The following is a 25,425-nucleotide window of genomic DNA, read 5'->3' on the forward strand; positions in this document are numbered from 1 at the left end:
CCTCCCCAGCCTCGCCGCTCACGCCCTCCGGGCGTTCGCGGCGTCCCTCGCGCGTGCGGTTCGCGGCGCGTTGCGCCGCTCACAGGCACGCGCCACCGCACAGACGTCGTTTAAAAGGTGGTTTACCCCCGGAACAGGCTCGCGTGAACGGGCGCGTGGTCGGAGTCGGGCCGGGGGTCGTCGCCGTCGGAGCCGCCCTCGTCGGAGACCGCGCGGCCGTCGACGCCGTCGGCGAGGAAGTCCCGGACCGGCGGGCCGACGTGTTCCGGCTCGACGAGGAACGCGTCGTGGCCGTGGTCGGAGTCGACCACGTGGTGCGCGACCGGGACGTCGGTCTCGCGGAAGGCGTCCGCGAGGGAGGCGGACTGCTCGACGGTGAAGTGCCAGTCGGCGGTGAAGCTCATGAGGAGGGTCTCGCCCTCGAAGGCCCCGAGCGCGTCGGCGTCGGTGCCGTGGCCCGCGGCGAGGTCGTACTCGTCCATCGCGCGCGTGAGGTAGAGGTAGCTGTTCGCGTCGAACCGGTCCCCGAACCCCTCCGCCTGGTAGTCGAGGTACGACTCCACCTCGCGGTACGGGAAGAAGCCGGCGGTCGGCTCCGGCGGCAGCCCGAGGTCGCCGTCCTCGCGGGTGAGCGAGTCGCGCCCGGCCGACCGCCGCCCGAACTTCCGCTCCATCGACGCCTTCGAGAGGTACATGACGTGGCCGATCTGACGGGCGATCGCGAGCCCCTCGGTCGGGTCCGGGCGGTCGTCGCCGTAGTAGCCGCCCCCGTTCCAGTCCGCGTCCGCGCGGATGGCGCGGCGCGCGACCGCGTCGAGCGCGAGACACTGCGCGTCGAGCCGCCCGGCGGTCGCGATGGCCACCACGCGGTCGACGTCGTCCGGGTACCGCTTCGCCCACTCCAAGGCGTTCATCCCGCCGACGCTCCCGCCGACGACCGCGCGGAGCCGCCCCACGCCGAGGTGGTCGAGGAGGCGGCGCTGCGCCCGCGCCCAGTCCTCGACCTGGACCGGCGGGAACGCGGTCCCCCAGCGGTCGTGGTCGGGCTCCTCGCGTAAGTCGAGGTCCGCGGGCCGCTCGCTGGCCGGGCCGGTCGTCCCGTAGCAGGAGCCGGGGACGTTCGCGCAGACGACGTAGTACTCGGTCGTGTCGATCGCCTTCCCCGGCCCGACCACGTCGTCCCACCACGCTCGGGCCTGCCCGGCCTGTCCGGCGCCGGTGGTCTCGGCGTCCCGCTCCGGCTCCGGGGAGCGCGCGACGTTCTGGCTCCCGGTGAGCGCGTGGCAGATCAGCACGACGTTGTCGCCGTCGAACTCCCCGTGTGTCTCGTAGGCGACCTCGAGGTCCGGCACCGACTGCCCGCACTCGAAGGCGAACTCGCCGAGCGAGGCGACCCCGTGGTCGGTCGGCACCGCGCTCATCGGTTCACTCCCCGCCCCCGCTCGCGGTTCGCTCCCCGCCCGCGGCGCGCTCTCCCCCCGCGGCCCGCTCGCCCGCCGCCAGCCCCGCGTCGAGGTCGGCGATCACGTCGTCGGCGTCCTCGATGCCGACCGAGAGCCGGAGCATTTCCGGGTAGACGCCGGCGAGCCTTTGCTGGGTCTCGTCCATCTGCGCGTGCGTCGTGGAGGCCGGGTGGATGACGAGCGTCTTCGCGTCGCCGATGTTCGCGAGGAAGCTCGTCAGCTCGACCGACTCGCAGAACGTCTTGGCGGCCTCGTAGCCGCCGTCGACCCCGAAGGTGACCATCCCGCCGAAGCCGTCGAGGTACTCGGCCGCGTTGCCGTGGCTCTCGTGGTCCTCGAAGCCGGGGTAGCTCACCCAGTCGACGCGGCCGTCCTCGCGGAGGAACTCCGCGACCCGCCGCGCGTTCTCGCAGTGGCGCTCCATCCGCAGCGGGAGCGTGTTGAGCCCCTGGATCGTCTGCCACGCGTCGAAGGGGGACTGCTGACCGCCGGTCGGGCGCACGCCGCGCTGGCGGACCACGTTGGCGAACGCGGCGTCGCCGAACTGTTCCACGAAGTCGATCGGGAACGCGGGCGACTCCCCGTCCAGCTCGTCGTAGTCGGCGTCGGGGTGGTCCCACGGGAACTGCCCCCCGTCGACGACGACCCCGCCGACGGTGGTGCCGTTGCCGGTGATCCACTTCGTCGTCGACTCCCAGACGACGTCGGCGCCGTGCTCGAACGGCCGACAGCAGTACGGCGTCGCGAACGTGTTGTCGACGACGAGCGGGACGGCGTTCTCGTGGGCGATCTCGGCGAGCCGCTCGAAGTCGGGCGTGACGAGCGAGGGGTTCGCGATCGTCTCGACGTGGACGAACGCGGTGTCGTCGTCGACCGCGTCCGCGTACGCCTCGTAGTCGAGCGTGTCGACGAGCCGCGACTCGATCCCGCGGCGGTCCGCGATCGTGGTGAGGTACGCCGCGGTCCCGCCGTACATCTCGGAGCTGGCGACGACGTTGTCGCCCGCGCTCGCGAGGACGGTCGTGATCGCGTCGAACGCGGCCATGCCCGACCCGGTCGCCACCGCGTCCGACCCGCCGGAGAGGTCGGCTATCCGCTCCTCCAAGACGTTCACCGTCGGGTTCGAGAGCCGGGAGTAGATGTGGCCCTCCGCCCGGAGCGCGTACATCTCCGCCGCCGTGTCCGCGTCGTCGAAGACGTACGAGGTCGTCTGGTGGATCGGGGTGGCGCGGGCGCCGGTGGCCGAATCGGGCTCGGCGCCGGCGTGGAGACTCCGGGTGTTGAACCCACGTGTCATGTTTGTTGCTCATACGTCTACGCACGTCTATAACTGTCAGTTACGGCAATTGATGCCCCTTCGCCGGACGGCGTCCGCGAGGTCGCCCGACGACTCTCTCGCGCCGGTCCGCGCCGGTCCGCGCCCGCCGCACCGAAGCGTGCGTTTATGCCCGATCGGGCGCCAACCGGTGGTAATGGCAGTCGCCGCCCCAGTCCCCGACCTCGCCGACCGCGCGACCGACTGCGCCGACCGCCTGCGCGAGGCCGGCCGGGTGCTGCTCGCGTCGCACATCGACGCCGACGGGATCACGAGCGCCGCGATCGCCTCTACCGCGCTCGCCCGGGCCGGGATCGACCACGAGGTCGTCTTCGAGAAGCAGCTCGACGCCGACTCGATCGCCGGGATCGCCGCCCGCGAGTTCGACGTCGTCTGCTTCACCGACTTCGGCTCCGGCCAGCTCGACGCCATCGCCGACCACGAGGAGCGCGGCGACTTCGTCCCCGTCATCGCCGACCACCACCAGCCCGCGGACCGCGACACGCGCTACCACCTCAACCCCCTGCTGGAGGGGATCGACGGCGCGAGCGAACTCTCCGGTGCCGGCGCGAGCTACCTCCTGGCCCGCGCGCTGGAGGGGCCCGACGGCGACAACCGCGACCTCGCCGCGCTCGCGGTCGTCGGCGCGGTCGGCGACATGCAGGACTCCGACGGCGGCCTCGTCGGCGCCAACGAGTCGATCGTCGCCGACGGCGTCGACGCGGGCGTCCTCGAGGCCCGGACCGACCTCGACCTGTACGGCAGACAGACCCGACCGCTCCCCAAGCTCTTGGAGTACGCCTCCGACGTGACGATCCCGGGGATCTCGAACGACGAGGCGGGCGCTATCTCCTTCCTCACCGACCTCGACGTCGACGTGAAACGCGACGGGGAGTGGCGGCGCTGGGTCGACCTCGACGCCGAGGAGCGGCGGACCCTCGCGTCGGCGCTGATGCGCCGCGCCGTGGCCTCCGGCGTCCCCTCCGACCGGGTCGAGGCGCTCGTCGGCACCTCCTACACGCTGGTCGACGAGGAGCCCGGAACGGAGCTCCGAGACGTCAGCGAGTTCTCCACGCTGCTCAACGCGACCGCGCGCTACGAGCGCGGCGACGTCGGACTCGCGGTGTGTCTCGGCGACCGCGGCGACGCGCTCGCGGAGGCGCGCCGGTTGCTCCGTACCCACCGGCAGAACCTCTCCGAGGGGCTCCAGTGGGTCAAAACCGAGGGCGTCACTCACGAGGAGCACCTCCAGTGGTTCGACGCCGGCTCGCGCATCCGCGAGACGATCGTCGGCATCGTCGCCGGGATGGCGGTCGGCTCGCCGGCGGTCGACCGCTCGAAGCCGGTGATCGCGTTCGCCGAGGAGAGCGCCGAGGAACTGAAGGTTTCCTCGCGCGGCTCGCACGGACTCGTCCGGCGCGGACTCGACCTCTCCGCGGTGATGCGCGAGGCGAGCCGGGCCGTCGGCGGCGACGGCGGGGGCCACGACGTGGCCGCGGGCGCGACGATCCCGACCGAGGAGCGCGACGCGTTCCTCGCCGAGGCGGACCGGATCGTCGGCGAGCAGCTCTCGTGAGCCGGTCCGGCCGTCGCTCTGGAGCCCGAAGCGACCCGTCTGCCCGTCACTTCAGCGTGGCGTAGGTCAGCAGCGAGACGGCGAGCAGCTCCAGCACGCTCATCGCGAGCACGACCCGTCCCACGAGCGGGTCCATCGCGTACAGCGTCCGCATGTTCGCGAAGAAGAAGGCGACCGAGACCAGGTTCTCGACCAACAGCACGGCGCTGAAGCCCACCAGCCCCAACAGGAGCGTCGACCCGAACTCGCGGTAGTTGCGGATCCATACCGTCGCCAGCACCGCCAGCAGCGCGCTGTTGACGATCCCGATCAACACGGCGATCCCGGTCGTCGACGCCGGGTTCATTCGGCGTCCACCTCCGCGGTGATCTCCTCGAACGCCTCCGCGTGCTGCTCGAAGCGGTCGGTCAGGAAGTAGAGCTTCCCGTAGTCGTGGTCGCTCGGCTCGACGACGTCGTGGTCTTTCAACATTTCGAGGTGGTGGGTGATCGTGTTGTAATCGACGTCCAGTTCTTCCGCGAGCTCGTTCGCGTTCCGGGGGCGAGCGCGGAGCTCCCGGACGATCCGGACCCTGTTGGCGCCACCGCGGCTCGCGACGAACAGGTACCACAGGGCCTTCTTCATCTAGCGTACTGGTGTGTCGAGTAGGCGCTGAAAGTCGTTTCGGCCGGGACGAAGCGGTCCGGACGCGCTCGCGGGACGGAGGGGGACGCGTCACCCGACGGTTCGGCGGACCCACCCCGACGCGCCGCTCGGGACGGAGCCGGACGACTCCCGGGTCTGAAGCGTCCCCGTCCCGTCGGTCGCGCGGACGACGACCTCGTGCTCGCCGTCGGGGGCGAAGACGTGCCGCCACTGCCGCCAGACGTCCGCGTCGGGGAGCGGGGCGGAGAGCTCGGCGTCGGTCCACGAGTCGCCGCCGTCGGTCGACACCTCGACGCGCTCGATCCCGCGCGTCCCGGCGTAGGCGTGGCCGGCCAGCTCGATCCGACCGTCGTCGAGCTCCGTGATCCCCTCGTCCCAGAGCTTGGCGACCGTCTTCACCTCGCCGGTCCCCTCCCAGCCGCGCTCCTCCCAGTAACCGTCGTCCTCGACGTTCAGCAGTTCGATCTCCGAGAGCCACTTCACGTTCGTCTCTCCCCAGCGACCCGGGATAAGCACCCGAACCGGGTGGCCGTGGCCGGTCGGGAGCTCCTTCCCGTTCATCCCCCACGCGAGGAACCCCTCGGCGAGCACGTCGACCGGGAACTGGACGTAGTACCCGTCCTCGCCGCGCAACATCGCGCAGTTGCAGTCCCCCTGCGGGTCGACGGACTCGAGCAGCGGGCGGATCGGGGTCCCCGTCCAGACGGCGTTGTCCAGCTTGCGGCCGTTCAGGTCCTCGCCGACGCACCGCAGCGTCACCGCGCGGTGTTCGACGGGTCGGTCGATCAGCTCGTCGAAGGCGACCGTCCGCTCGCTTCCGGTTTCGCCGGTGAACGTCAGCGACCACTCGGCGGCCGTCACCTCCGGGTCGAACTCCGCGATGTCGACGTTGTAGAACTCCCCGATCGGGCTCACCAGCCCCTGGAGGCCGTCGCTTTCCAGCTCCAGCGAGGCCGAGTCGAGCTCCCGAAGCCGCGCGGCCGAGCCCTCGGACCGCGGGGCGTCGGCGAGGGGCTCGTCGTCCGTCGCGAACGACCGCCGGCCCACGGCGGCCGCGGCGACGAACCCGAGCGCCCCGGCGACGACCCCGAGGGTCCGGCGGCGCACCGCGTCCGCGACTGCCGACGAGTCCCCCTCGGTCGAGGCGTCGCTCTCGGACGGGACCGCGGACGGGGATAACCACCCGATCCCGACGACGGCCGCGGCGGGGAGCGCCGCGCCCAGCGCCCCCGCCGAGACGCCCGTCAGCCCGGCGGCGAGCAGCCAGGATCCGACGCCGGACACCGCGGCACCGGCGGCGCGGCGGTCGGTGCGCGTAGCGAGTCGAAGGCCCGCGAACGCGACCGCACCGAACAGCCCGACCGCGACCGCGAACGCCATGGCGATGTGAATCAGGTGGCCCGCGTCGCCGAACGTCTCGATCGCGAACGTCACGATCGGCCCGGGCGTCAGGTTGACGACGGTCTGGTCGACGGGCCGGACGACGAACGACGGCGTCCACCCCGTGACGAGGTACGAGCCGGCGACCGCGGCCGTGCCGGCCGCCGCCGCGAGGAGCCCGTCTCGACGTTCGCTAACGCTGATCATGGATAACCTCTGGGTTACAGTCACTTGAACCACGTCCTCGACGGCCGGGTACTCGTGGCCGTCGTCGACCTCGCTCAGTCGGCGCACGGTGCCGCCCTCGTCGACGCCCTAGTCGGGAGCGTCCTGCGCGGGGGCCTGGTCGGGAGCGTCCTGCGCGGGGGCCTGGTCGGGAGCGTCCTGCGCGGGAGCCTGGTCGGGAGCGTCCTGCGCGGGAGCCTGGTCGGGGACGGTTCCCGGAGCCTCCGCGTTCGGCTCCGTCTCCGCGGCCCGTCCCGTCACTCGCCTCTCCGTCGCTTCCGCCTTCGCCGAGGCGACCGGCGAGCGTCGGCGCCGCGAGTCCGCCGCTCGTCGCCAGGACCCGTCGCCGCGTGTCTCGTCCCGTCATGGTCACGGCGAGGTCCGCGACGGGGATATGGATTTTTCAACTACCGGACAAATTCGGTGCGGAGTCGGGGCGAGGTCCGTTCAGACTTCGTTCGGTATCCCGCCGCGGTCGGCGGTTCGCTGCGATCGCTCGACGCCGTCGTCGACGGAACGCGGTGACACCGAAACCGACGGGAGCCGTGTCGAGCCGAACGACGCCGCGTCAGGCCTCGCCGAGGTCGCGGAACATCGCGCGGTAATCGTCGGTCGACAGCGACTCGCCGAGGTCGTCGATGTCGGCGTCCAACTCCTCCAAGCGCTCGACGAGGTCGGCGTACGCCTCGTTCCCCTCGCGCTGTGCGGCCGGCTTCTGCGAACTGAGCACGGCGCGCTTGCTGGCGAGCGCGGCGGCCTCCTGGACGAGGTCGTCGTACTCGCTGCGGGTCAGGAGGGTGTCGATGGCCGCGAGCAGCTTCGATCGGCTCACCGGCTTGGTGAGATAGAGGTCGAACCCCATGTCGATGATGTCGAAGTCGGGTTCGACCGCGGTGACCATCGCCACCCGGCAGTCGTACCCCTCCCCGCGGATGTGTTCCAAGACGTCGTCGCCGCTTCCGTCCGGCAGCCGGCGGTCGAGGAGGACCACGTCGACGGCGGCGTCGACCCGGTCGATCGCCTCGGCGGCGGTCTCGGTGACGTCGACGGCGTACCGCTCCTCTAAGAAGCCGGCGTACAGCGCCGCGATGTCGGGCTCGTCCTCGACGACGAGTATCGACGGGTCGCTCACCGTCGACCACCGTCGACAGTGACGAGGCACGCTTCACCGGGCATACACGAACGAGCGGCATGTCGAGAGATAAAACTGTCGCCGTGCGTTCGGCCGATGCGCTGAACCGTCTTTTATATACTCCGACCGCCAAAGGGGAGACGAATGTCAGAACTCGTCTCCACCGGGGTCGAGGGGCTCGACTCCATCCTCACCGGCGGCATCACCGAGCGGTCGACGGTCCTCGTCTCCGGGAACCCGGGCACCGGCAAGAGCATCTTCGGAATCCAGTACCTCCATCACGGCGTCTCAGAACACGACGAGCGCGGCGTCTACGTCTCCTTCGAGGAGGACGAGGCCGACATCCGCGGCGCGGCCGAGTCCGTCGGCTTCGAGGGGTTCGACGAGATGGTCGACGACGGCGACATCGTCATCTTGGACAAACGCGAGATGCTTCGGGAGACCGACTTCTCAACCGCGGTCGACCGCCTGCTCGACACCGTCGAGGACGGCGAGTTCGACCGGCTCGTCCTCGACTCGCTGTCGATGTTCCAGCTGTTCTTCGACGCCGAACAGGAGAAGCGGACGTACCTGCTGAAGTTCTCGGACATCCTCAAGGCCAACGGGCTCACCTCGCTGCTCATCAACGAGCAGGGCGCCGTCTTCCCCGACACCGAGGTCGGCTTGGAGAACTTCCTCACCGACGGGAACATCTACTTCATCCAGACGCCGACCGACTCCGGCGTCAACCGCTACGTCTGGGTGGCGAAGATGCGGAAACAGGACATCGACACCGACATCTTCCCGATGGAGATCGGCCAGGGCGGGATCACGGTCCACGAGCGCGCGGGCGGCTTCTCGATGATGGGCGGCTCCGACGACCAGCCGTCGTTCTGACTCGGTCGCCTTCCGCTTCGGTTCGGCGAGACCGCGCCGCGGTCAGTCCCCGGACGAGAGGTCGCGCCAGACGTCGTCGAGGCGGTTCTTCACCGCCGACCGCTCCTCGACCTCGATGGTGAGCCCGTCGCGGAAGTCGACCTCGACGCCGTCGACCTTCCGGCGGTACACCTTCACGCGCCGGTGTTCGTCGGAGAGCGGTCGGTCGTGTAGCTCGAGGAGGTCCGCTTCCTCTAACTCGTTGATCCGTCGGTAACACGTCGCGATCGGGACGTCCAACTGGTCGCTGAGGTCCTGCGCCGACTTCGCGTCGCCCGTCGCCGTCAGGATCTCCGTGTTGTATTTGTTACCGAGTACGGTGATCAGATCGTCCCCCACCATTCACGTTATCGAGATTGATTTCTTTGGTTTATAATGGTACCGGTGGTCGACTCGATTGCCGAATGTCTCTATTCGACGTGCGGGAGGGGACCGCGACCGGTTCGGCGCTCCGCCCCGCGGAACCGTGTTATCGCCGCTGATACCCGCCACCGTGGGTTTATTATCCGCGTTCCAGCAGGGCGTGTATGGAACTCATCGAGGGGTTGTACCTGATGACGACCACCGTGTTGGCCGGCGCGAGCGTGACGCTCGTCGCGTTCGCGGTCGCGGCGTACCGCTCGTCCGGCCGCACGGCGATGGCGTACCTGGCGGTCGGTTTCGGGCTCGTCGTCGTCGCGGCGGTCGGCACGCCCGCGGCCGCCTTCCGGACGGGATTCGGCAACGCGGAGGCGCTACTCCTCGTCAACACCGGGTTGATCGCGGCGTCGATGGCGCTCGTCGCGGGGAGCCTCGCGGTCTACGAACCGGGGACGCAGGAGTTCGTGATACCCGAGTCGGAGCTGTCACGACTGCGCGACCGCTGAGCTGGACGCGACCCGGCCAGTCCGGACCGGGACGACTTCGCCATCCCCGCGTGGATGTCGAACCGATCCCGAACTTATTCGTCCGCGAACGAGCCGATAACGCCCCTCCCCGACGGCCTTTTGATTTCCCGCCACGTAGCGATCCTGATGACGGATCGCCGCCGGAACGAGTGCGTGGACGCGGGCGTGCGGGCGGCTCCGCGACCGGACCGACCCGCCGACCCACCTCGGTGTTCGGGGCCACCGCGATGACGACCGCCGACGCCCACGCCGACCGCTCAACGGTCGCTCGGCTCTCGGATCTCATCGCGCGCGCCGGCGTCGGTGCTGGAGTCACGATGCTCGTGAGCGTCCTGCCGGTCGTCGGCCTGATCGCGCCCGCGGTCGGCGCCGGCGTGGCGAGCTGGACCGACGAGTCCGAGACGCCTCGCGGCCCGCGGATCGGCGCCGCGACGGGCGCGCTGGTCGCGCTGCTGTCGCTGCCGCTGACGTTCTTCGCGGTCTGGATCGCCGCCGCGGTGTCGCCGGCGGCGACGGTTGGCGTCCTCGCGCTCACGCTGTTCGGCGCGGCGTACGTCGTCGGCAGCGGCGCGCTCGGCGGGTACCTCGCGGATCGGATCGCGGCGGAGCGCGACGCGTCTCGTTCGGGCGCCGATCGCGTGGAACCGACGACCCCGGTCGAGCGGCTCAAACACCGCTACGTCGAGGGCGAACTCACCGACGCGGAGTTCGAGCGACGTCTCGACCGACTGCTGGCCGCCGACCGCGAGCGGGACCGCTCCGAAGTGCGGTCACAGTCTGAACCGGCGAACTCGAAGACGCGCGAACGCGAACGCTGACGAGCCTCCAAACTCCTGACGCGGACGCGTGGCCTGACCCGCGAGACGCTCTCCCTACCGATTTGATCGGTGATTCGCCCCGTCACCGACTGTCCGACATCGAAACGCGCTATTCGCCCGTTCGTTGTTCCCAGCAGATCCAAATATGATACCGACGCAGAGATTTCGTTAATATATTCTGTAACCAAATCTATACAAATAACACCAAAATCGCAAGAAGACAGATGTTTATCAGCCTAGATAACCGGAGACGTAATCTTAAGTAGGAATTCCCCATCGCTACCGATAACGCCCGCCGGGCAGGCCGGGGGCCGACGCAACACACAATGTTCGAAACCATACTGGACGAGGAAGAGCGCGGGCAAGTGGGGATCGGGACCCTCATCGTGTTCATCGCGATGGTGCTGGTGGCGGCGATTGCCGCCGGCGTCCTGATCAACACGGCCGGCTTCCTCCAGACGCAGGCGGAAGCAACGGGCGAAGAGAGTACGGCGCAAGTGAGCGACCGGATTCAAGTTGTGAGTCAGTCCGGCTCTGTTAACACAACTGCGAATCCGAATACAGTCGATGCGTTACAGTTCGTCGTTGCACAGGCCCCCGGGGCCGGCAATATCGATCTGACCGAAGTGTCGGTTGAACTCGTTGGCACTGATGGTCAGGAGACGTTCACTATCTCGGATAATGAGACAACGAACATTCGTGGACTCAGTAACAATGTGTTAACTGATTCCAGCGATCGCGCAGAAGTCGCCTTCGCTCTTGACGGCAACGCTCCCGCAAGCTACACAGCGCTTGAAGGCGGCGATCAGTTGTCCGTTACCTTCACCACCGCGTCCGGGGCTACCACGACAACCGAGATTCGTATCCCCACGACGCTAACCGACGAACAGAGCTCGGTGAGGCTGTAACCATGTTCGAATTCATTAACAATAACGACGATCGTGGTCAGGTTGGTATCGGGACGCTCATTGTGTTCATCGCAATGGTGCTGGTGGCGGCGATTGCTGCTGGCGTCCTGATCAACACAGCGGGCTTCCTCCAGTCACAGGCAGAAGCAACTGGTGAAGAGAGTACCGACCTTGTGTCGGAGCGGATCGACGTGACGACGAAGGTTGGTATCGTCGGCAGTACCTCTGATGGGACACTCGATGAGATTCGTATCGGCGTCGCAGGTGCTCCTGGGGCCGACCAGATCGACCTGAGCGAAACAACAATCCAAGCGGTTGGACCCAACGGTCAAGAAAGTCTAGTCTTCGTGGATAATTCAGGAAACGCCACGTCTAATCTTGCGTCAGGAGAATTTGCGGTAAAAGATGCAAACGGGGACTTCGTTAGCAACCCGATTCTCAATGAGGACAACCAATACACGATCGTTCTAAATCCGGTCGTCTCACCGTTCGGTGATGGAACCACTGCGGGCGCGTTCGGCGAGAGTGACACCTCATCGCTCGAGATCGTCTCGCCAGCCTCCGCAACAACTTCGGTTGAACTCGTTTCGCCGGACCTCTACAAGGAGACCGGCCAAGCAGTCCGACTCTAACGAACTTCGAACCGACGTTCGACGACCTGCGGCGGCTCGGCCGCCCGCAACACCTATTTTTCGGCGTGCGCTACCACGACCCATGAGTGACGACGACGCGGTCCCGGCCGACCCGGACGAGCTCGACTTCACCGACGACGAGGACGTCGTCGAGATCGGGGAGGGCCGCTACGTCGTCGGGACGAACGGCCGCCCCAACGTCGGCCGCTCCCGGGGACAGCGCCGCGCGCCGCCCGAAGACGACTCCGGCTTCACCGCGGCCGACCCGACGAATCCGTCGGAGCGGCGCCCCGCCGGCGACGACCCGCGGGCGAGCGCGGCCGGGCCCGGCGTCGGCGAGCGCGGCCAACAGGGCGGCGGGCAGTCCGGCGGCGGGCAGCCTGGTGGTGGGCAACCCGGCGGTGGACAGCAGTCCGGCGGGCAAGCTCCCGGCGGCGGACAGCCCCCGCCGAACGCCGCCCGAGAGCAGCGCCGGAACCGGTCCGCGTCTGGCGGCAACGCGGTCGACCGGCAGTCGGTGAGCCGGTGGCTGGCGACCTCCTTCGACGGCGACGGGTTCGACTACGGTATCGACGCGACGCTCCACGCGAAGGGCGACACCACCCGCCAGCGGATGGTGTCGAACGACGTGACGGCGACGTTCGACACGCTCGTCACGTGGTTCGCGTCGAACGCCGGCCCGAACTCGCCGACGCCGGAGGCGATCGGGCTGCTGCTCGCGGCCTCCGAGACCACCGTCGACATCCCCCCGGTGATGATAAAGCGGTTCGCGGCAAGTCAGGGGCTCTCCGCGAGCGACAGCATCGGCGACCTAGTGCGCGCCGCCGAGGACGCGGGCGGGTTCCGGATCGAGTGATCGTCGTCGAAGTGCTATCGCCGTCGAAAGACGATAAGACGCCTTCTACTCACCTTACAGCAGCACGAACAGCGCGATACCGATAAGCGCGAACACCGCGTACAGCCCCGCCATCACCTCGCGTTTCAGCGGGCTGCCGAGCGGCTCCGCGGTGAGCCGTCGAATCGGCGGCAGAACCGCTATTCCGCCGAGGATCAACGGCCACGATTCCGGCGCCGGGACCCGCGTGAGCGCGACGACGACCGTTCCGTATCCGAGGGCGTACGACCCCCGCCGCCAGAGCTGTTCGCGGTCGGTCAGGTCCGCCTTCGACGGGAACGCGTCGCCGCTCCCCGAGTCGCCGCCGTCGGATCCGCCACCGCCGCCACTCCCCGCGACTTGCTCCGCCTGCCGCTGGACGTACTCGTCGAGCTCCTCGGCCGCGTCCTCCGTCTGCGGGGCGCCGCACTGGGCGCAGTACCGCGCCTCGTCGTCGACCGGAGCGTCACAGCGGGGACACGATGGCATCTTGGCGTGGATCGGGCGCCGCCCGGGCTTAATTCTTCGGACCGAGGACTCCGCCCACGTCGGGCGATTTCCTCGTTCTCCCGCCGTTTCTCGTCGTCTCGTTACTCGCCTTGATAATCGGGTGGGTACGCTTTAGTCGGTGACCCGCGGAGGCGTAGCTAACCGACTCGGGCCGCTCGCCGGCCCGCTCGCTTGACCACGCCCCCATGACGATGGACCACGACGACGCGACCGACGCGCGCCCGACGGACCCGACGGCCGCCCACGGCGACCGGTCGGTCGACTCCGGGAAGAGCCGACGAGTCCGATCGCTCGGAACCGATCTGTCGGGGTTCCAGGCGAGCAGTATCGCCCTCGTCGTCCTCGTCGCGCTCGGCGGCGTCGTCGCGACCCCGGTCGCGGCCGGCCTCACGGCCGGTTCGTCGGCGTCGTCCGTCGCCGCCGGACCGACGGCGTCCGTCGCGGTCGAGGCCGCCGGGCCGACCGGTCCGGCGGACCGTCCGGAGATCGACGGTGGGTTTTCTCGACCGACGTACACCGGCGTCGCGGGCGACCCGATCGAGGTCAGCTTCACCGCCGAAAACCCGGACGGCCCGACGTACCTGCTGATCGGCGGGAACCGGCTCACCGACACGGGGGAGCCGGTCGGCTTCGTCGACGTGGTCAAGGTCTCTGGCACGAGCGACATCACGATCAACACGCGGACGCTCGGCACCGACGCGAGCAACGTCGAGAGCTGCGGGCTGGAGGCCACGTCGTGTGACCTGACGTTCGTCGACGAGAACGGCGACACGGTCGCCGAGAACCTCAGCGCGCTTCCGACCGCGACCGGGGCGGGCGGGCTCGCTCGCCCCCTCGTCCCGCAGCGCTATCGGCTCGCGATCACCAACGGGACGTTCGTCGTGGAGGACTCCGGCGTGGTGACGCCGACCGCGAGCGCGGACCAGGCGGACCTCGTGTTGCAGAAGCCGCGGTTCCGCGAGGACGTCGAGGTGTTCACCACCGCCGACCGGGACGCGCTCGGCGAGGACGTCGACGCCGAGTCGCTCGACGCGCTCCGGGAGAACGGGCTCGACCGTTCTGTCGTGACAAAGGGGAACAGGATCGTCCTCGGCTTCGAGTCGACGGGCATCTGGGGCGCGCTGTCGCACTTCGCCGCGGAGCGCGGCGCGGGCCCGATCGAAGCCGGCGAGGCGGTCGACCACCGGGTGCTGACCGACCTCTTGAAGAGGGAATCGGGCGTGTCGCTCCGGGTCCGACAGACGAACCCGGGGATGAACGAACCGCCCGCGAGGCTCGACCTCTCGCGCGCCGATCCGGAGGACGTTACGCTCATCCCGGCGGCCGCGACCGAGCTGGAGACCCCCGACGCGCCCGGCCGCTTCTACCTCGTCATCGACACGAGCGGCGGGGACCACTTCACCGAGGAGCCCGAACCGGGCGACGAGTTCGCCGTCGAGTTCGCGCTGGAGGGGACGGAGGGCGACCGGTACGCGTTCGCGGACGGCGCGGAGCCGCCGGCGGCGTTCGGGTCGGCGTCCGGACCGAGTGACGCCGCCCAGTTCCCCTACTGGGAGACGGGCGACAGCACGGTGCGCGCCGAGGCGACGTTCACCGTCCGCGAGCGGTTCCTCCGATACGACCACGTCACCGACGACGGGGAGATCCTCGTCGAGGCGGCGAACGGACGCATCACGGGGACGACCTCGCTGCTGCCGCGGCGGGAGATGACCGCGACGTTCGTGAACGACGCCGGCGACGCTCCGTTCCGCACGGAGTCCCCGCTGGAGATCGCGGACGGGAACTTCACGATCGGCGTCGACCTCGAGGAGATTTCACCCGGAACGCGCCTGAACTACGAGCTGTACGAGGGGTCCACGCTCCGCGACAGCCGGACGGTCGTCGTCGTCGGCGACGCCGACAACCCGGACGAGCTGGTGATCGACGACGCCCCCGAGAACGTCACGGTCACCGAGGGCGGGAACCTCTCCGCGCTCCGGGCCACCGCCCGCAACGCGGGCGGACTCACGGGGGAAGGGCAGCTCACCCTCACCGTCGACAACGGCAGCGCGGTGGGGTCGTGGGGAGTCCGGCTCGAACCGGGCAAGTCCCGAACATACGCGTTCGGCTCCGTGACGGTCGACCTCGACCCGGGAACCTACCCGTTCACGCTTCGACTCGACGGCGACTCTCACGGCGGGACGCTCGTGGTCGAACAAGACCCGGCGACGACGACGATCGACGACGAGGGCGACGGGAGTACCGAAAACGGCACCGACACCGGCGACGGCGGCGCGGACGACGGCACCGACGTCGACGGGAGCAGCGACGACGGCGACTCGGAACCGAACTCGACCGCCCCGAACGGGTCGGACTCCGGCGCCGACTCGAACGACACCGAAACCGACGGCGACGAGGGTCCCGGCGCGACGAGCGATGGCGACGCGCCCGCCGATCAGGAGACGGACTCCGTCGGTATGCTCCCGCTGCCGTTCGGGACCCGCGAGGCGTTCGGCGGGACCGTCCTCGTCGGCGCGATCCACGTCCTCGGCCACTGGGTGTGACCGCCGCTTCGAGTGTAGGGCCGTTCCCCGTCGTTCGGAGCTCCGTTCTCATCGCTGAGAACCGCGGGGGAGCGATTAAGTGATCGCTGAACCCCGCTTCAGACAACAATGGCTACGCGGGTACTCATCGCCGACGACTCGGAGTTCATGCGGAACCTCCTCCGGGAGATCCTCGAAGGCGAGTTCGAGATCGTCGGGGAGGCGGAGAACGGCGTGGAGGCGGTGAACATGTACGAGGAGCACGGGCCGGACCTCGTGATGATGGACATCGTGATGCCGATCCGCGACGGGATCGAGGCGACGACGGAGATCTTAGAGGAGCATCCCGACGCGACGGTGATCATGTGTACCAGCGTCGGGCAGGAGGAGAAGATGAAGGCGGCGATCAAGGCGGGCGCGGAGGGGTACATCACGAAGCCGTTCCAGAAGCCGAACGTGCTCGACGCCATCGGCTCGGCGGTATAATGCGGGTCGACGTCCGCGCGCTCGGCGCCTGTAACCGCCTCGCTGAGCGGGGGGCGAAACAGGCCGCCGGGGCGCTCTCGGACCTGACCGGGACCGACCTCGCGGTGGAGGTGACGGGCGCGAGCGTCGCCAGCGGCGAGGACCTCGCGGAAGCGTTCGCGGGCCGGGAGTCGATCGGCGTGAGCGTCGGGCTCCGCGGGGGGTTGGACGGCGAGGCGGTGCTCGCCTTCGACGCCGTGAACGTCGACGCCCTGCTCTCGCTGCTCCCCGGGGGGCAGTCGATGGAGCGGAGCGCGGTGACGGAGGTCGGCAACATCGCGCTCGGCGGCTTCCTCGACGGCTGGGCGAACTTCCTCGGGAAGGCGATCGACATGTCGCCGCCGCGGTACTTCGAGGCCGACGGCGCGGCGGTGCTGCCGGACGGCGCGCTCGCCGGCGACGGCGTGTTCCTCTTCGAGAGCCGGCTGGACGCGACGACGACCGACCTCGACTTCTCCATCTACATGCTGCCCGACTCGGGGCCGTTCCGCGATCTCATCGTCGGGAAGACGGCTCCCGCGGCGGCGGCCGGCGGCGAGGCGAACGGCGGCACGACGAGCACCGCGGTGCCGTACGAGTCGCTGTCGACGTTCTCGTCGCTGGCGAAGCGGGGGTCGTCGAACGCCGCCGACAACATCGCGATGATGACCGGGCTCGAGACGAGCGTCGACGTGAGTCGGCTCCGGTTCGTCCCGCTCGCGGACGTGCCCGCGGAGGTCGGGACCGAACCGCACGCGGGCACGGTGTTCGAGCTTCAGGGAGAGCCGAGCGGCTACCTCGCGATCCTCTTCGAGGAGTCTTCTGCGGCCGCGATCGCGGACGCGATGCTCCCCATGGACCCGGACGAACCGCTGGGCGACATGGCCGAGAACGCGCTCTGCGAGCTCGGCAACGTGATGACGAGCGGGTTCATCGACGGGTGGGCGAACGTGCTGGGCACGTCGATCACTCACTCGCCGCCGGAGTTCGTCCACGACATCGGCGCGTCGACGATCAGCCCGCTCGTCGCGAAGCTGAGCGAGCGGCAGGACTACGGGTTCGTGATCGACACGGCGATCGAGACGGAGGGGATCCAGGCGCGGTGCGACGTGTACGCGCTCCCCGACGAGCGCGAACTGGCTCGGGCGCTCGATCGGCTCTCCGACCCGTGACCCGCTCGCTCTCCGACGATCGGCCGGACGAGCCGGCGGACCGAACGGAGAGCGACGGGGACGCCGTCGCTGACGCGGACCCCGCGGCGGTCACCGGCGGCGCGGTCCCCGACGACCCCGGCCGGATCAAGGTCGGCGTGGGCGAACTGGCGGTCACGAGCGACGACGCCGTCCTGACCACCAGCGGGCTGGGCTCCTGCGTCGCGGTCGCGCTCGTCGACGAGCCAGCGGGCGTCCGCGGGCTCCTCCACGCCATGCTGCCTGCGGGCGAAGAGAAACCGACCGCCGCCGCGCGCCCCGCGAAGTACGTCGACACCGGGGTCGACTCGCTGATCGCGGCGCTCGACGACGCCGGCGCCGACCCCCGCCGCCTGGAGGCGCGGGTCGCCGGCGGCGCCGAGATGCTCGATCTCACGGACGCGGTCGGCCCGCGGAACGTCGAGCGGGTGGGCGAGGTGCTCGACGCGGCGGGCGTCCCTGTCGTCGCCAGCGACGTCGGCGACGCCGTCGGACGGACGGTCCGATTCGGTCCGGACGGCCGGCTCGTCGTCCGGGCGGCGGACGGCTTCGAACGAGCGATCTGACCGTCGATCGGGACTGGTTTCGCCTCTGGTCGCTTCCGGATTTATCCGTTCTCACCCCACTCAATCGACGATACTCGTGTCTCAGCGTGCTTTCTCACGGCTGATATTTTGAGGGGTGAATTGAAGTGGGTTCTGCGGGTGGTACACGGTAATGGGCCTCGAACTACCGGTGTGGGGAGCCTCAACCGCCGTCTGGGCAGTCGCCACGCTGGGGCTCGTCGGTGCGAGCGTCCTCGACAGGTTCCTCGACGACGACGGATCCGACGACGACGGTTCCGGAGGTATGGACGGCGACGACGATCCCTTCGGCGGCGACATGGGCGGCGGCGACATGGGCGGCGGCGACATGGGCGGCGGAGGGATGGGCGGCGGCATGGGCGGTGGCGGCGGTGGCGGCGGCGACGGCTTCGACGACTTCGACGGCATGGACGAGTGGGACGACGAGTTCGACGACGGCGGGGGCGGTGGTGGCGGGGGTGCCGCCACCGACGAGCTCGAGAACCGGCTCGACGAGCTCGAGAACGAGGTCGCGTCGCTGTCCTCGACCGTCTCGACGGTTCGCTCGGAGAACGAGGAGATCTCGAACGCTGTCGACGACATCGAGGAGGACGTCCGCAACCTGCTCGACATCTACGAGATGGTCACCCGCGGGATCAACCCGTTCGTCGACGACGGCGGCGGCTTCGACAACGTCGCCGGCGGCGGCGAGGGCTCGTTCGGCATCTTCGACGACGAAGACGGCGGCGAGGAGGAGGACCTCGACGAGGACGTCGCGAACGCGGACGCGGACGGGTTCTTCGACGACGACCTCCTCGACGAGGAAGCGGACGACGACGAGTTCGACGACCTCGACGACGGCGACGATACCGGTGAAGACGGGTTCGACGACCTCGACGGCGACGACGAATTCGACGACCTCGACGAGGAGTTCGAGGAACCGGACGACGACAGCACGGACGACGCCGCGTCCGAGACCGAAACGGCGGCCGACGGAGACGACATGAACGACGATGGAAAGAGTTTCAGCGAACTGAAAGAAGAGTACGACTCCGGGGAGGCCGACTGGGCCGAGGAGGGCGACGACGGGGACGACGACCCGTTCGAGGACGGGAACGACTCGTTCGACGACCCCGGCGACGAAACCGACTCGTTCGAGGACGGGGACGACTCGTTCGACGACCCCGGCGACGGGTTCGACGGCGACGGCCTCGGTGGCGGTGCCGAGGGCGACGGCTTCGACGAGTTCGACGAACCGGCGGATCCCGAGCCTGCGGGCGGCGCGTCCGACCCCGAGCCGGCGGCGGGCCGTGCCGACCCCGACCCCGAACCGGACCGCCGGCCCGGCGGCGACCCCGCCGAGGCCTCCGGCGGCTTCGAGTACGTCGGCGAGGACGACCTCTCGGGGAGCGGCGGTCGCGGCAAGCCGTACCTCACCGAACTCCCCGGCGACTACGTCGGCGACCTCCTCGTGATGGAGTGGCTGGAGTTCCTCGTCTCCGAGAGCGACGTCACCGACGCGGTGCGCGCCATCAACTACTACGAGCGGATCGAGTGGATCGGCCCCGACGCCGCGGCGCGGCTCCGGGACTTCCTCTCCGGGTTCGGCACGATCGACCGCAACCTCGTCGACCGGCCGGGGACCGACCGGCTCGCCCGCGAACACCACACCCGCAGCCTCCGGTACGTGACCCAGCTCAACGGCACCAGCAGCCACACGGTCCTCTTGGACCGCTGGGACGACCTCGCCGGCGGGTCGCTCGTCGGCGGCGGGCCCGTCGGCGGTCGCCGCGGCGACCGGCGCGGCGGGCGAACCGACTCCGGCCGCAACGGACGCGGCGGCCGGAACGGTCGAAACGGCCGCGCTCCGCGGGACGACCGCTCGGCGGCCGAGCGAAACGGCCGCGACGCGTCCGGCCGCCGAGACGCGCCCGACGAGGGCGAGCGACGCGAGAACGGCGCGGGCCGCGAGGCGGACGCGGACAGTCGCGACGGGCACCGCGACGACCGACGCGACGGGCACCGCGACGACCGGCGTGACCGGAACGGTTCGACCCGACCGATGAACGATCCGAATCCCCGTTCCGACCGCGCCGATCCGGCCGACGGAGGGTGGGGAGATGGGCGTTAGCGTCTCCGCGTCCACGGCCATCATCGTCGCGGGGCTGTTCTTCGCGTTCACGACGTTCTACCCCGTGGCGGCCAACGGGTTCGACCGCGTCTCCGACGCCCAACACGGGGTCAACGAGCGCGCGCTCGAGCGGCAGAACACCGACTTCGCGGTGACGAACGCGACCTTCGACGCCGGCACCGACACCCTCACCGTCAACGCCACCAACGAGGGGTCGATCGGACTCGTCGCCGGCGACGCGACGCTGGTCGTCGGCAACGAGTACGTGGACGTGGGCGGGCCGAACGCCTCCACGACCGTCGACGGCAACGCCGACACCGACCTCTGGCTCGGCGGCGAGAGGCTCACGGTGCGAGTCGCACAGGGGAACACGACGACGGCGATCGGGAACGGCACGCGCGTCGTCCTCGTCGTCGAGTCCGGCGTCCGCGACGCCGCGACCGTGACGGAGGTGGGCGCGTAGATGGCCAGCGTCCCCGTCTCTCACCTCATCCTGTTCATCGCGAGCCTGGTGATCGCCGCGGGCGTCGTCGGCACGATCACGACCGGCGTCGACCGGGTGAGCGCGGCGGTTGAGGACGCCGGCCTCGACGCGACCGAACAGCTCCGGACCGACGTGACGATCATCTCGGACCCCAGCGCGGGGGTGTACAACGCGAGCGGCGACCAGAACGTCACGCTGTTGATAAAGAACACCGGCACCTATCGGTTGGCGCCCGACGGCTCCGACCTCGACGTCGTCTTCGACGGTGCCTACGTCCGACCGGACGCGCTCTCCGGGACGCTGGTCTCCGCCGACGGCGCGAACGCGTGGAGCCGCGGCGACGTGCTCCGACTCACGATCGACGTGAGCGCGATCGAGGGTCGGGACGGCGGACTCGTCGACGGCGACCACCGCGTGTTCCTCTCCGTGAACGGCGACGAGGAGCTGTTCCAGTTCCGCGTGGAGGGAGGTAACTGAGATGCCACACGACAATCTCCTCTCTTTAGGCCTCGGCGAGCGCGACCGGCTCAACAAGGAACTGGGCGGCGGCATCCCGCGCGGGAGCATCGTCCTCATGGAGGGCGACTACGGGGCCGGGAAAAGCGCCATCTCCCAGCGGTTCGCCTACGGACTCGTCCAGGAGGGCGCGTCGGTGACGATGATGTCGACGGAGCTCACCGTCCGCGGGTTCATCGACCAGATGCACTCGCTGGAGTACGACATGGTAAAGCCGCTCTTACAGGAGGAGCTCCTCTTTCTCCACGCCGACTTCGACTCCGGCGGGGCGTTCTCCGACGGCGACGGCGAGCGCAAGGAGCTGCTCAAGCGGCTGATGGAAGCCGAGGCGATGTGGAACTCCGACGTCGTCTTCCTCGACACGTTCGACGCCATCTTCCGGAACGACCCCACGTTCGAGGCCTTGGTGCGGAAGAACGAGGAGCGACAGGCCGCCCTGGAGATCATCTCCTTCTTCCGCGAGATCATCTCGCAGGGGAAGGTGGTGGTGCTCACCGTCGACCCCTCGGCGGTCGACGACGACGCGATCGGCCCGTTTCGGTCCATCGCGGACGTGTTCCTCCAGCTGGAGATGATCGAGGTCGGCAACGACATCCGCCGGCAGATCAACGTCAAGCGGTTCGCGGGCATGGGCGAACAGGTCGGCGACACGATCGGGTTCTCGGTTCGCTCGGGAACCGGCATCGTCATCGAGAGCCGCAGCGTCGCCTAACACCATGACCCGTAGACGCACAGCCGGTCCGCCCGCCCGGGCCGAGACGACCGCGACGACTCAGCGTGGGACATGACCGAACACGGCACCGCCAAACCGTCCGAGGAGCTCCGGAAGGCCGCCATGCGGCGACCTCACCTCCGGGAGCACCTCCGGGAGTTCAAACAGATCACGGGGGAGTTCCCGCAGTTCATCGAGGAGCCGAAAGACGAGTACGAGTCCGACCGCCCGAACGTCATCTACCCGGTCGGCGGCCCAATCTACAGCCACATCTACGGCGACCTCGGCCAGGACACGAAGTACTACGCCATCGAGCCGGAGGTCTCCGGCCCGCAGGCGGAGATCCTCAACGAGGTGAAGAACCGACTGCTCACGGCCAGCGGCCAGCACACCGCCCCCGACAACGAGGCCGAGTACGACGACCTCATCGAGGAGCTGTTAGAGGAGGTGACCCACGTCGACGACACCGCCTCGGGCTGGCGCCGCGGGCTCTCGAAGATCCGCAACTTCGGGAAGCTGTCGATCACCGAGGAGACCTACGAGAACATCCGCTACCGGCTCAACCGCGACATCGTCGGGCTCGGCCCGCTCGAACCGGTGATGCGCGACCCGGCCAACGAGGACATCCACGTCATCGGCCCCAAGGAGTGTCACGTCGACCACGGCACCTACGGGATGTTGGAGACGACCGTCGACTTCGGCACGCCCCAGGAGTTCGACAGCTGGCTTCGCAACATGGGCGAGCGGATCGGCGACCCGCTCTCCGACTCCGACCCCATCGTCGACTCCACGCTGCCGGACGGGTCGCGTATCAACATCATCTACTCCGACGACGTGTCGCTGAAGGGCTCCTCGCTCACGATCCGACAGGGGGACGAGGTGCCGCTGTCGATCAACCAGATCACCAACTGGGGGACGCTCTCGCCGCAGTTGGCGGCGTACCTCTGGCTCTGTCTGGAGAACGAACAGACCGTGTTCGTCGTCGGGGAGACGGCGTCCGGGAAGACGACGACGCTGAACGCCATCCTCTCGTACATCCCGGACGACTCGAAGATATACACCGCGGAGGACACCGCCGAGGTCATCCCGCCGCACAGCACCTGGCAGCAGCTGTTGACTCGCGAGGGGGGCGGCGAGGGGTCCTCCGACGTCGACATGTTCGACCTGGTCGCCGCCGCGCTGCGGTCGCGCCCCGACTACATCATCGTGGGCGAGGTCCGCGGCGCCGAGGGGCGGATGGCGTTCCAGGCCGCTCAGACCGGCCACCCGGTCATGCTGACGTTCCACGCGTCCGACATCGTCTCGATGATCCAGCGGTTCACCTCCGAGCCGATCAACGTCCCGGAGACGTTCATGGACAACGCCGACGTGGCGCTGTTCCAGAACCGGGTGAAACAGGGCGATCAGGTCTTGCGCCGCGTGACGAGCGTTCAGGAGATCGAGGGGTACTCGAAGGAGATGGAGGGGGTCGTCACCCGCGAGGTGTTCAGCTGGGACCCCGTCGAAGACGAGATCGTCTTCCAGGGAATGAACAACTCCTACGTGCTCGAAGAGCAGATCGCGACGCTGTTGGGCTACGCCGACACCCGCGACATCTACGACGACCTCGAGTTCCGCGCGGAGCTCATCGAGCGGATGATCCAAGAGGGCATCTTGGGCTATCACGAGGTGAACGACGCGATCAACGCCTTCCAGCGCGACGGCGTCGAGGGGCTCCCCTTCGACATGCACCGGAACACGAGGTAGCGACGATGGAGGTACGATACTGATGGCCGTAAAGGAGATGGGCGACGGGTTCGCGACGGCGCTCAAACTCACCTCCGAGGTGATGGAGTCGTACGACCAGCTCGACATCTCCAAGCGGAAGTACGTCGGGCTGGTGTTGCTGCCGGCCGTCCTCGTCTTCCTCGCGAGCGTCGTCGGGCTGATCGCGCTCCCTCTCCCGATCGCCGCTCGCGTCCCGATCCCGATGTTCGGCGGGCTCGTGCTGTTCGCGGCGGTCATCTACCCGAAGATCTACCTCTCCGGGCTGGAGACGAAGATCGACAACCAGCTACATCTCGTGATGACGCACATGACGGTGTTGTCGACGACGAACATCGACCGGATGGAGGTGTTCCGGACCCTGGCGAAAGAGGAGGAGTACGGCGTCGCCGCCGAGGAGATCGGCCGCGTCGTCCACCTCGTCGACACGTGGAACCAGAGCCTCGACGACGCGTGTCGCCGCCGTGCACAGGAGGTTCCCTCCGACGCGATGGCCGACTTCTTCGACCGGCTCGGCTACACGATGGGCGCGGGGCAGTCGTTAGAGGAGTTCCTCGTCTCCGAGCAGGACGTCATGCTGGCGCAGTACGAGACCCGATACGAGTCCGCGCTCTCGAACCTGGAGGTGATGAAGGACCTGTACATGTCGATGATCCTCTCGATGACGTTCGCGCTGGTGTTCGCCGTCGTCCTCCCGATCCTCACCGGCAACAACCCGACCGCGACGGTGGCGGCCGTCATCGTGCTGTTCGTGTTCGTTCAGCTCGGCTTCTACGCGATGATCCGCGCGACCTCGCCGTACGACCCGATCTGGTACCACCCGGACGAGCGGTCCCCCGGCGACCTGAAGCTGTGGGGGTCGCTGATCGCCGGCGGCGGGCTCTCGCTCCTGCTCATCGGGATCACGGCCGCCGGGATGTTCGGATACGGTCCCGGCCTCCCCGGCCTCCTCTTCTTCCTCGACGACGTCCGGCTACCGCTGTACCTCGCGGTCCCCATCTCGCCGCTCATCATTACCGGGGTGATACTCCGGAGCGAGGAGCAGGCGATCACGGCCCGCGACGGCGAGTTCCCCTCCTTCGTCCGCGCGCTGGGCGCGACCGAGAGCGCGAAGCAGTCGACGACCACCGACGTGCTGACGACGCTGCGCGACAAGAACTTCGGCGAGCTCTCCGAGTCGATAGAGCGGCTCTACCGCCGACTCAACATGCGGATCAGCACTGAGGGCGCGTGGCGAGCGTTCTCGCGTGACACGCGCTCGTACCTCATCCAGAAGTTCTCCGAGATGTACCTCGTCGGCCGGCGGATGGGCGGGGACCCGAAGATGCTCGGCGAGCTGATCTCGAAGAACATGAACGCCGTCAACCAGCTGCGCGAGCAGCGGCGGCAGGCGGCGATGACGTTCATCGGCCTCCTGTACGGGATCACCGCGGCCGCGACGTTCGCCTTCTTCATCGGGCTCGAGATCGTCGCCATCCTAGCGGACCTGACCGCCGATTTCGGGCTCGACCAGATGGACATCGGCCAGATCGTCTATCCCGGCGCCTACGACATCCCGCTCATCGAGTACCTCCTCCTGACGGTCGTGTTATTCAACGCGGCGCTCTCCTCGCAGATGATCCGCCGGATCGACGGCGGCAACCCCGTGAACGGCTACATCCACTTCGTCCTCCTGACGTGGCTCGGCGCGGGCACCGCCATCGCCACGCGGACGCTCGTCAACGCGATCCTGTCGATCTGACGGGGCGTCTCTCCTCTC

25 protein-coding genes and 1 pseudogene are annotated in these 25,425 nt (G+C 68.8%); 17 read left to right on the top strand and 9 right to left on the bottom strand.

Annotation, left to right across the window (positions count from 1 at the left end):
• Positions 1–122: 122 nt before the first annotated feature.
• Together metX and EXE42_RS09460 are read right to left on the bottom strand one after the other, a co-directional pair.
• Positions 123–1,421, bottom strand: a complete 1,299-nt coding sequence (gene metX / locus EXE42_RS09455; RefSeq protein WP_137706398.1) for a homoserine O-acetyltransferase — start codon at positions 1,419–1,421, stop codon at positions 123–125.
• A 4-nt stretch (positions 1,422–1,425) separates the two neighbouring features.
• Complete coding sequence (locus EXE42_RS09460; protein WP_137693924.1) at positions 1,426–2,760, bottom strand: O-acetylhomoserine aminocarboxypropyltransferase/cysteine synthase family protein; 1,335 nt, start codon at positions 2,758–2,760, stop codon at positions 1,426–1,428.
• Between the two features lie 175 nt (positions 2,761–2,935).
• Here EXE42_RS09460 and EXE42_RS09465 point away from each other — a divergent pair, with 175 nt between their 5' ends.
• Complete coding sequence (locus EXE42_RS09465) at positions 2,936–4,354, top strand: DHH family phosphoesterase (RefSeq protein WP_137693923.1); 1,419 nt, start codon at positions 2,936–2,938, stop codon at positions 4,352–4,354.
• 46 nt (positions 4,355–4,400) lie between these two features.
• On the opposite strand, the gene EXE42_RS09470 is transcribed toward EXE42_RS09465, so the two are convergent.
• The 5 genes and pseudogenes from EXE42_RS09470 to EXE42_RS09490 all read right to left on the bottom strand — a co-directional run bounded on the left by EXE42_RS09470 (position 4,401) and on the right by EXE42_RS09490 (position 7,736).
• On the bottom strand, positions 4,401–4,700 hold the full coding sequence (locus tag EXE42_RS09470; RefSeq protein ID WP_137706399.1) for a hypothetical protein: 300 nt from the start codon (positions 4,698–4,700) through the stop codon (positions 4,401–4,403).
• Positions 4,697–4,978: a winged helix-turn-helix domain-containing protein gene (locus tag EXE42_RS09475; RefSeq protein WP_092919736.1), complete on the bottom strand. Its 282-nt coding sequence runs from the start codon at positions 4,976–4,978 to the stop codon at positions 4,697–4,699. The genes EXE42_RS09470 and EXE42_RS09475 overlap by 4 nt, the downstream gene beginning before the upstream one ends.
• 90 nt (positions 4,979–5,068) lie before the next feature.
• Positions 5,069–6,586 carry a molybdopterin-dependent oxidoreductase gene (locus tag EXE42_RS09480; RefSeq protein ID WP_137693967.1) on the bottom strand — a complete coding sequence of 506 codons (1,518 nt, stop codon included), beginning with the start codon at positions 6,584–6,586 and terminating at the stop codon, positions 5,069–5,071.
• A gap of 12 nt (positions 6,587–6,598) precedes the next feature.
• Positions 6,599–6,850, bottom strand: a pseudogene (locus EXE42_RS20675) (hypothetical protein); the annotation flags it as partial.
• A 322-nt stretch (positions 6,851–7,172) separates the two neighbouring features.
• Positions 7,173–7,736: a HalX domain-containing protein gene (locus EXE42_RS09490; RefSeq protein WP_137706400.1), complete on the bottom strand. Its 564-nt coding sequence runs from the start codon at positions 7,734–7,736 to the stop codon at positions 7,173–7,175.
• 144 nt (positions 7,737–7,880) lie between these two features.
• On the opposite strand from EXE42_RS09490, the gene EXE42_RS09495 reads away from it, so the two are divergent.
• Complete coding sequence (locus EXE42_RS09495) at positions 7,881–8,612, top strand: ATPase domain-containing protein (protein WP_017343750.1); 732 nt, start codon at positions 7,881–7,883, stop codon at positions 8,610–8,612.
• A gap of 42 nt (positions 8,613–8,654) precedes the next feature.
• Here the strand turns inward: EXE42_RS09495 and EXE42_RS09500 are convergent, their stop codons facing one another.
• Positions 8,655–8,993, bottom strand: coding sequence for a helix-turn-helix domain-containing protein (locus EXE42_RS09500; RefSeq protein ID WP_092919740.1), 339 nt, complete (start codon positions 8,991–8,993; stop codon positions 8,655–8,657).
• A 185-nt stretch (positions 8,994–9,178) separates the two neighbouring features.
• On the opposite strand from EXE42_RS09500, the gene EXE42_RS09505 reads away from it, so the two are divergent.
• The 5 genes from EXE42_RS09505 to EXE42_RS09525 all read left to right on the top strand — a co-directional run bounded on the left by EXE42_RS09505 (position 9,179) and on the right by EXE42_RS09525 (position 12,752).
• Positions 9,179–9,517 carry a hypothetical protein gene (locus EXE42_RS09505; RefSeq protein WP_092919742.1) on the top strand — a complete coding sequence of 113 codons (339 nt, stop codon included), beginning with the start codon at positions 9,179–9,181 and terminating at the stop codon, positions 9,515–9,517.
• Between the two features lie 248 nt (positions 9,518–9,765).
• Positions 9,766–10,356, top strand: a complete 591-nt coding sequence (locus EXE42_RS09510) for an SHOCT domain-containing protein (protein ID WP_092919744.1) — start codon at positions 9,766–9,768, stop codon at positions 10,354–10,356.
• A 326-nt stretch (positions 10,357–10,682) separates the two neighbouring features.
• Positions 10,683–11,264 (top strand): archaellin/type IV pilin N-terminal domain-containing protein, encoded by a 582-nt coding sequence (locus EXE42_RS09515; protein ID WP_137706401.1) that lies wholly within the window; start codon positions 10,683–10,685, stop codon positions 11,262–11,264.
• A gap of 2 nt (positions 11,265–11,266) precedes the next feature.
• Positions 11,267–11,896: an archaellin/type IV pilin N-terminal domain-containing protein gene (locus EXE42_RS09520; protein ID WP_137706402.1), complete on the top strand. Its 630-nt coding sequence runs from the start codon at positions 11,267–11,269 to the stop codon at positions 11,894–11,896.
• A gap of 82 nt (positions 11,897–11,978) precedes the next feature.
• Complete coding sequence (locus tag EXE42_RS09525; RefSeq protein ID WP_137706403.1) at positions 11,979–12,752, top strand: hypothetical protein; 774 nt, start codon at positions 11,979–11,981, stop codon at positions 12,750–12,752.
• A gap of 54 nt (positions 12,753–12,806) precedes the next feature.
• On the opposite strand, the gene EXE42_RS09530 is transcribed toward EXE42_RS09525, so the two are convergent.
• Entirely contained in the window at positions 12,807–13,259 is a 453-nt protein-coding gene (locus EXE42_RS09530) for a zinc ribbon domain-containing protein (RefSeq protein WP_092919752.1), read from the bottom strand.
• 206 nt (positions 13,260–13,465) lie between these two features.
• Here EXE42_RS09530 and EXE42_RS09535 point away from each other — a divergent pair, with 206 nt between their 5' ends.
• The 10 genes from EXE42_RS09535 (at position 13,466) to flaJ (ending at position 25,407) form a co-directional block, all read left to right on the top strand.
• On the top strand, positions 13,466–15,823 hold the full coding sequence (locus tag EXE42_RS09535) for a BGTF surface domain-containing protein (RefSeq protein WP_137706404.1): 2,358 nt from the start codon (positions 13,466–13,468) through the stop codon (positions 15,821–15,823).
• Positions 15,824–15,931: 108 nt separating this feature from the next.
• On the top strand, positions 15,932–16,288 hold the full coding sequence (gene cheY / locus EXE42_RS09540; RefSeq protein WP_092919756.1) for a chemotaxis protein CheY: 357 nt from the start codon (positions 15,932–15,934) through the stop codon (positions 16,286–16,288).
• Entirely contained in the window at positions 16,288–17,478 is a 1,191-nt protein-coding gene (locus EXE42_RS09545) for a chemotaxis protein CheC (protein WP_092919758.1), read from the top strand. The genes cheY and EXE42_RS09545 overlap by 1 nt, the downstream gene beginning before the upstream one ends.
• Positions 17,475–18,062 (top strand): chemotaxis protein CheD, encoded by a 588-nt coding sequence (locus tag EXE42_RS09550; RefSeq protein WP_137706405.1) that lies wholly within the window; start codon positions 17,475–17,477, stop codon positions 18,060–18,062. Before EXE42_RS09545 ends, EXE42_RS09550 begins: the two co-directional genes overlap by 4 nt.
• A 151-nt stretch (positions 18,063–18,213) precedes the next feature.
• Positions 18,214–20,190, top strand: coding sequence for a FlaD/FlaE family flagellar protein (locus EXE42_RS09555; RefSeq protein ID WP_137706406.1), 1,977 nt, complete (start codon positions 18,214–18,216; stop codon positions 20,188–20,190).
• Complete coding sequence (locus tag EXE42_RS09560; RefSeq protein ID WP_092919764.1) at positions 20,180–20,653, top strand: flagellin; 474 nt, start codon at positions 20,180–20,182, stop codon at positions 20,651–20,653. The genes EXE42_RS09555 and EXE42_RS09560 overlap by 11 nt, the downstream gene beginning before the upstream one ends.
• A complete protein-coding gene (locus EXE42_RS09565; RefSeq protein ID WP_092919793.1) occupies positions 20,654–21,151 on the top strand; it encodes a flagellar protein G in 498 nt (165 codons plus the stop codon).
• Between the two features lies 1 nt (position 21,152).
• Positions 21,153–21,902, top strand: a complete 750-nt coding sequence (locus EXE42_RS09570) for an ATPase domain-containing protein (RefSeq protein WP_092919795.1) — start codon at positions 21,153–21,155, stop codon at positions 21,900–21,902.
• Between the two features lie 72 nt (positions 21,903–21,974).
• A complete protein-coding gene (locus EXE42_RS09575) occupies positions 21,975–23,648 on the top strand; it encodes a type II/IV secretion system ATPase subunit (RefSeq protein ID WP_092919797.1) in 1,674 nt (557 codons plus the stop codon).
• 22 nt (positions 23,649–23,670) lie between these two features.
• Positions 23,671–25,407 (top strand): archaellar assembly protein FlaJ, encoded by a 1,737-nt coding sequence (gene flaJ / locus EXE42_RS09580; protein ID WP_092919799.1) that lies wholly within the window; start codon positions 23,671–23,673, stop codon positions 25,405–25,407.
• The last annotated feature ends 18 nt before the right edge of the window (positions 25,408–25,425 follow it).

The organism is Halorubrum sp. SP3 (assembly GCF_005435195.1).
Lineage (GTDB): Archaea > Halobacteriota > Halobacteria > Halobacteriales > Haloferacaceae > Halorubrum > Halorubrum sodomense.

Coding starts and splice junctions, on each gene's coding strand:
- EXE42_RS09525 (WP_137706403.1), top strand. CDS start 11,979: ATGAGTGACGACGACGCGGTCCCGGCCGACCCGGACGAGCTCGACTTC.
- cheY (WP_092919756.1), top strand. CDS start 15,932: ATGGCTACGCGGGTACTCATCGCCGACGACTCGGAGTTCATGCGGAAC.
- EXE42_RS09460 (WP_137693924.1), bottom strand. CDS start 2,760: ATGACACGTGGGTTCAACACCCGGAGTCTCCACGCCGGCGCCGAGCCC.
- EXE42_RS09480 (WP_137693967.1), bottom strand. CDS start 6,586: ATGATCAGCGTTAGCGAACGTCGAGACGGGCTCCTCGCGGCGGCGGCC.
- EXE42_RS09465 (WP_137693923.1), top strand. CDS start 2,936: ATGGCAGTCGCCGCCCCAGTCCCCGACCTCGCCGACCGCGCGACCGAC.
- EXE42_RS09530 (WP_092919752.1), bottom strand. CDS start 13,259: ATGCCATCGTGTCCCCGCTGTGACGCTCCGGTCGACGACGAGGCGCGG.
- metX (WP_137706398.1), bottom strand. CDS start 1,421: ATGAGCGCGGTGCCGACCGACCACGGGGTCGCCTCGCTCGGCGAGTTC.
- EXE42_RS09570 (WP_092919795.1), top strand. CDS start 21,153: ATGCCACACGACAATCTCCTCTCTTTAGGCCTCGGCGAGCGCGACCGG.
- EXE42_RS09500 (WP_092919740.1), bottom strand. CDS start 8,993: ATGGTGGGGGACGATCTGATCACCGTACTCGGTAACAAATACAACACG.
- EXE42_RS09575 (WP_092919797.1), top strand. CDS start 21,975: ATGACCGAACACGGCACCGCCAAACCGTCCGAGGAGCTCCGGAAGGCC.
- EXE42_RS09515 (WP_137706401.1), top strand. CDS start 10,683: ATGTTCGAAACCATACTGGACGAGGAAGAGCGCGGGCAAGTGGGGATC.
- EXE42_RS09555 (WP_137706406.1), top strand. CDS start 18,214: ATGGGCCTCGAACTACCGGTGTGGGGAGCCTCAACCGCCGTCTGGGCA.
- EXE42_RS09560 (WP_092919764.1), top strand. CDS start 20,180: ATGGGCGTTAGCGTCTCCGCGTCCACGGCCATCATCGTCGCGGGGCTG.
- EXE42_RS09505 (WP_092919742.1), top strand. CDS start 9,179: ATGGAACTCATCGAGGGGTTGTACCTGATGACGACCACCGTGTTGGCC.
- EXE42_RS09520 (WP_137706402.1), top strand. CDS start 11,267: ATGTTCGAATTCATTAACAATAACGACGATCGTGGTCAGGTTGGTATC.
- EXE42_RS09565 (WP_092919793.1), top strand. CDS start 20,654: ATGGCCAGCGTCCCCGTCTCTCACCTCATCCTGTTCATCGCGAGCCTG.
- flaJ (WP_092919799.1), top strand. CDS start 23,671: ATGGCCGTAAAGGAGATGGGCGACGGGTTCGCGACGGCGCTCAAACTC.
- EXE42_RS09475 (WP_092919736.1), bottom strand. CDS start 4,978: ATGAAGAAGGCCCTGTGGTACCTGTTCGTCGCGAGCCGCGGTGGCGCC.
- EXE42_RS09535 (WP_137706404.1), top strand. CDS start 13,466: ATGACGATGGACCACGACGACGCGACCGACGCGCGCCCGACGGACCCG.
- EXE42_RS09510 (WP_092919744.1), top strand. CDS start 9,766: ATGACGACCGCCGACGCCCACGCCGACCGCTCAACGGTCGCTCGGCTC.
- EXE42_RS09545 (WP_092919758.1), top strand. CDS start 16,288: ATGCGGGTCGACGTCCGCGCGCTCGGCGCCTGTAACCGCCTCGCTGAG.
- EXE42_RS09495 (WP_017343750.1), top strand. CDS start 7,881: ATGTCAGAACTCGTCTCCACCGGGGTCGAGGGGCTCGACTCCATCCTC.
- EXE42_RS09470 (WP_137706399.1), bottom strand. CDS start 4,700: ATGAACCCGGCGTCGACGACCGGGATCGCCGTGTTGATCGGGATCGTC.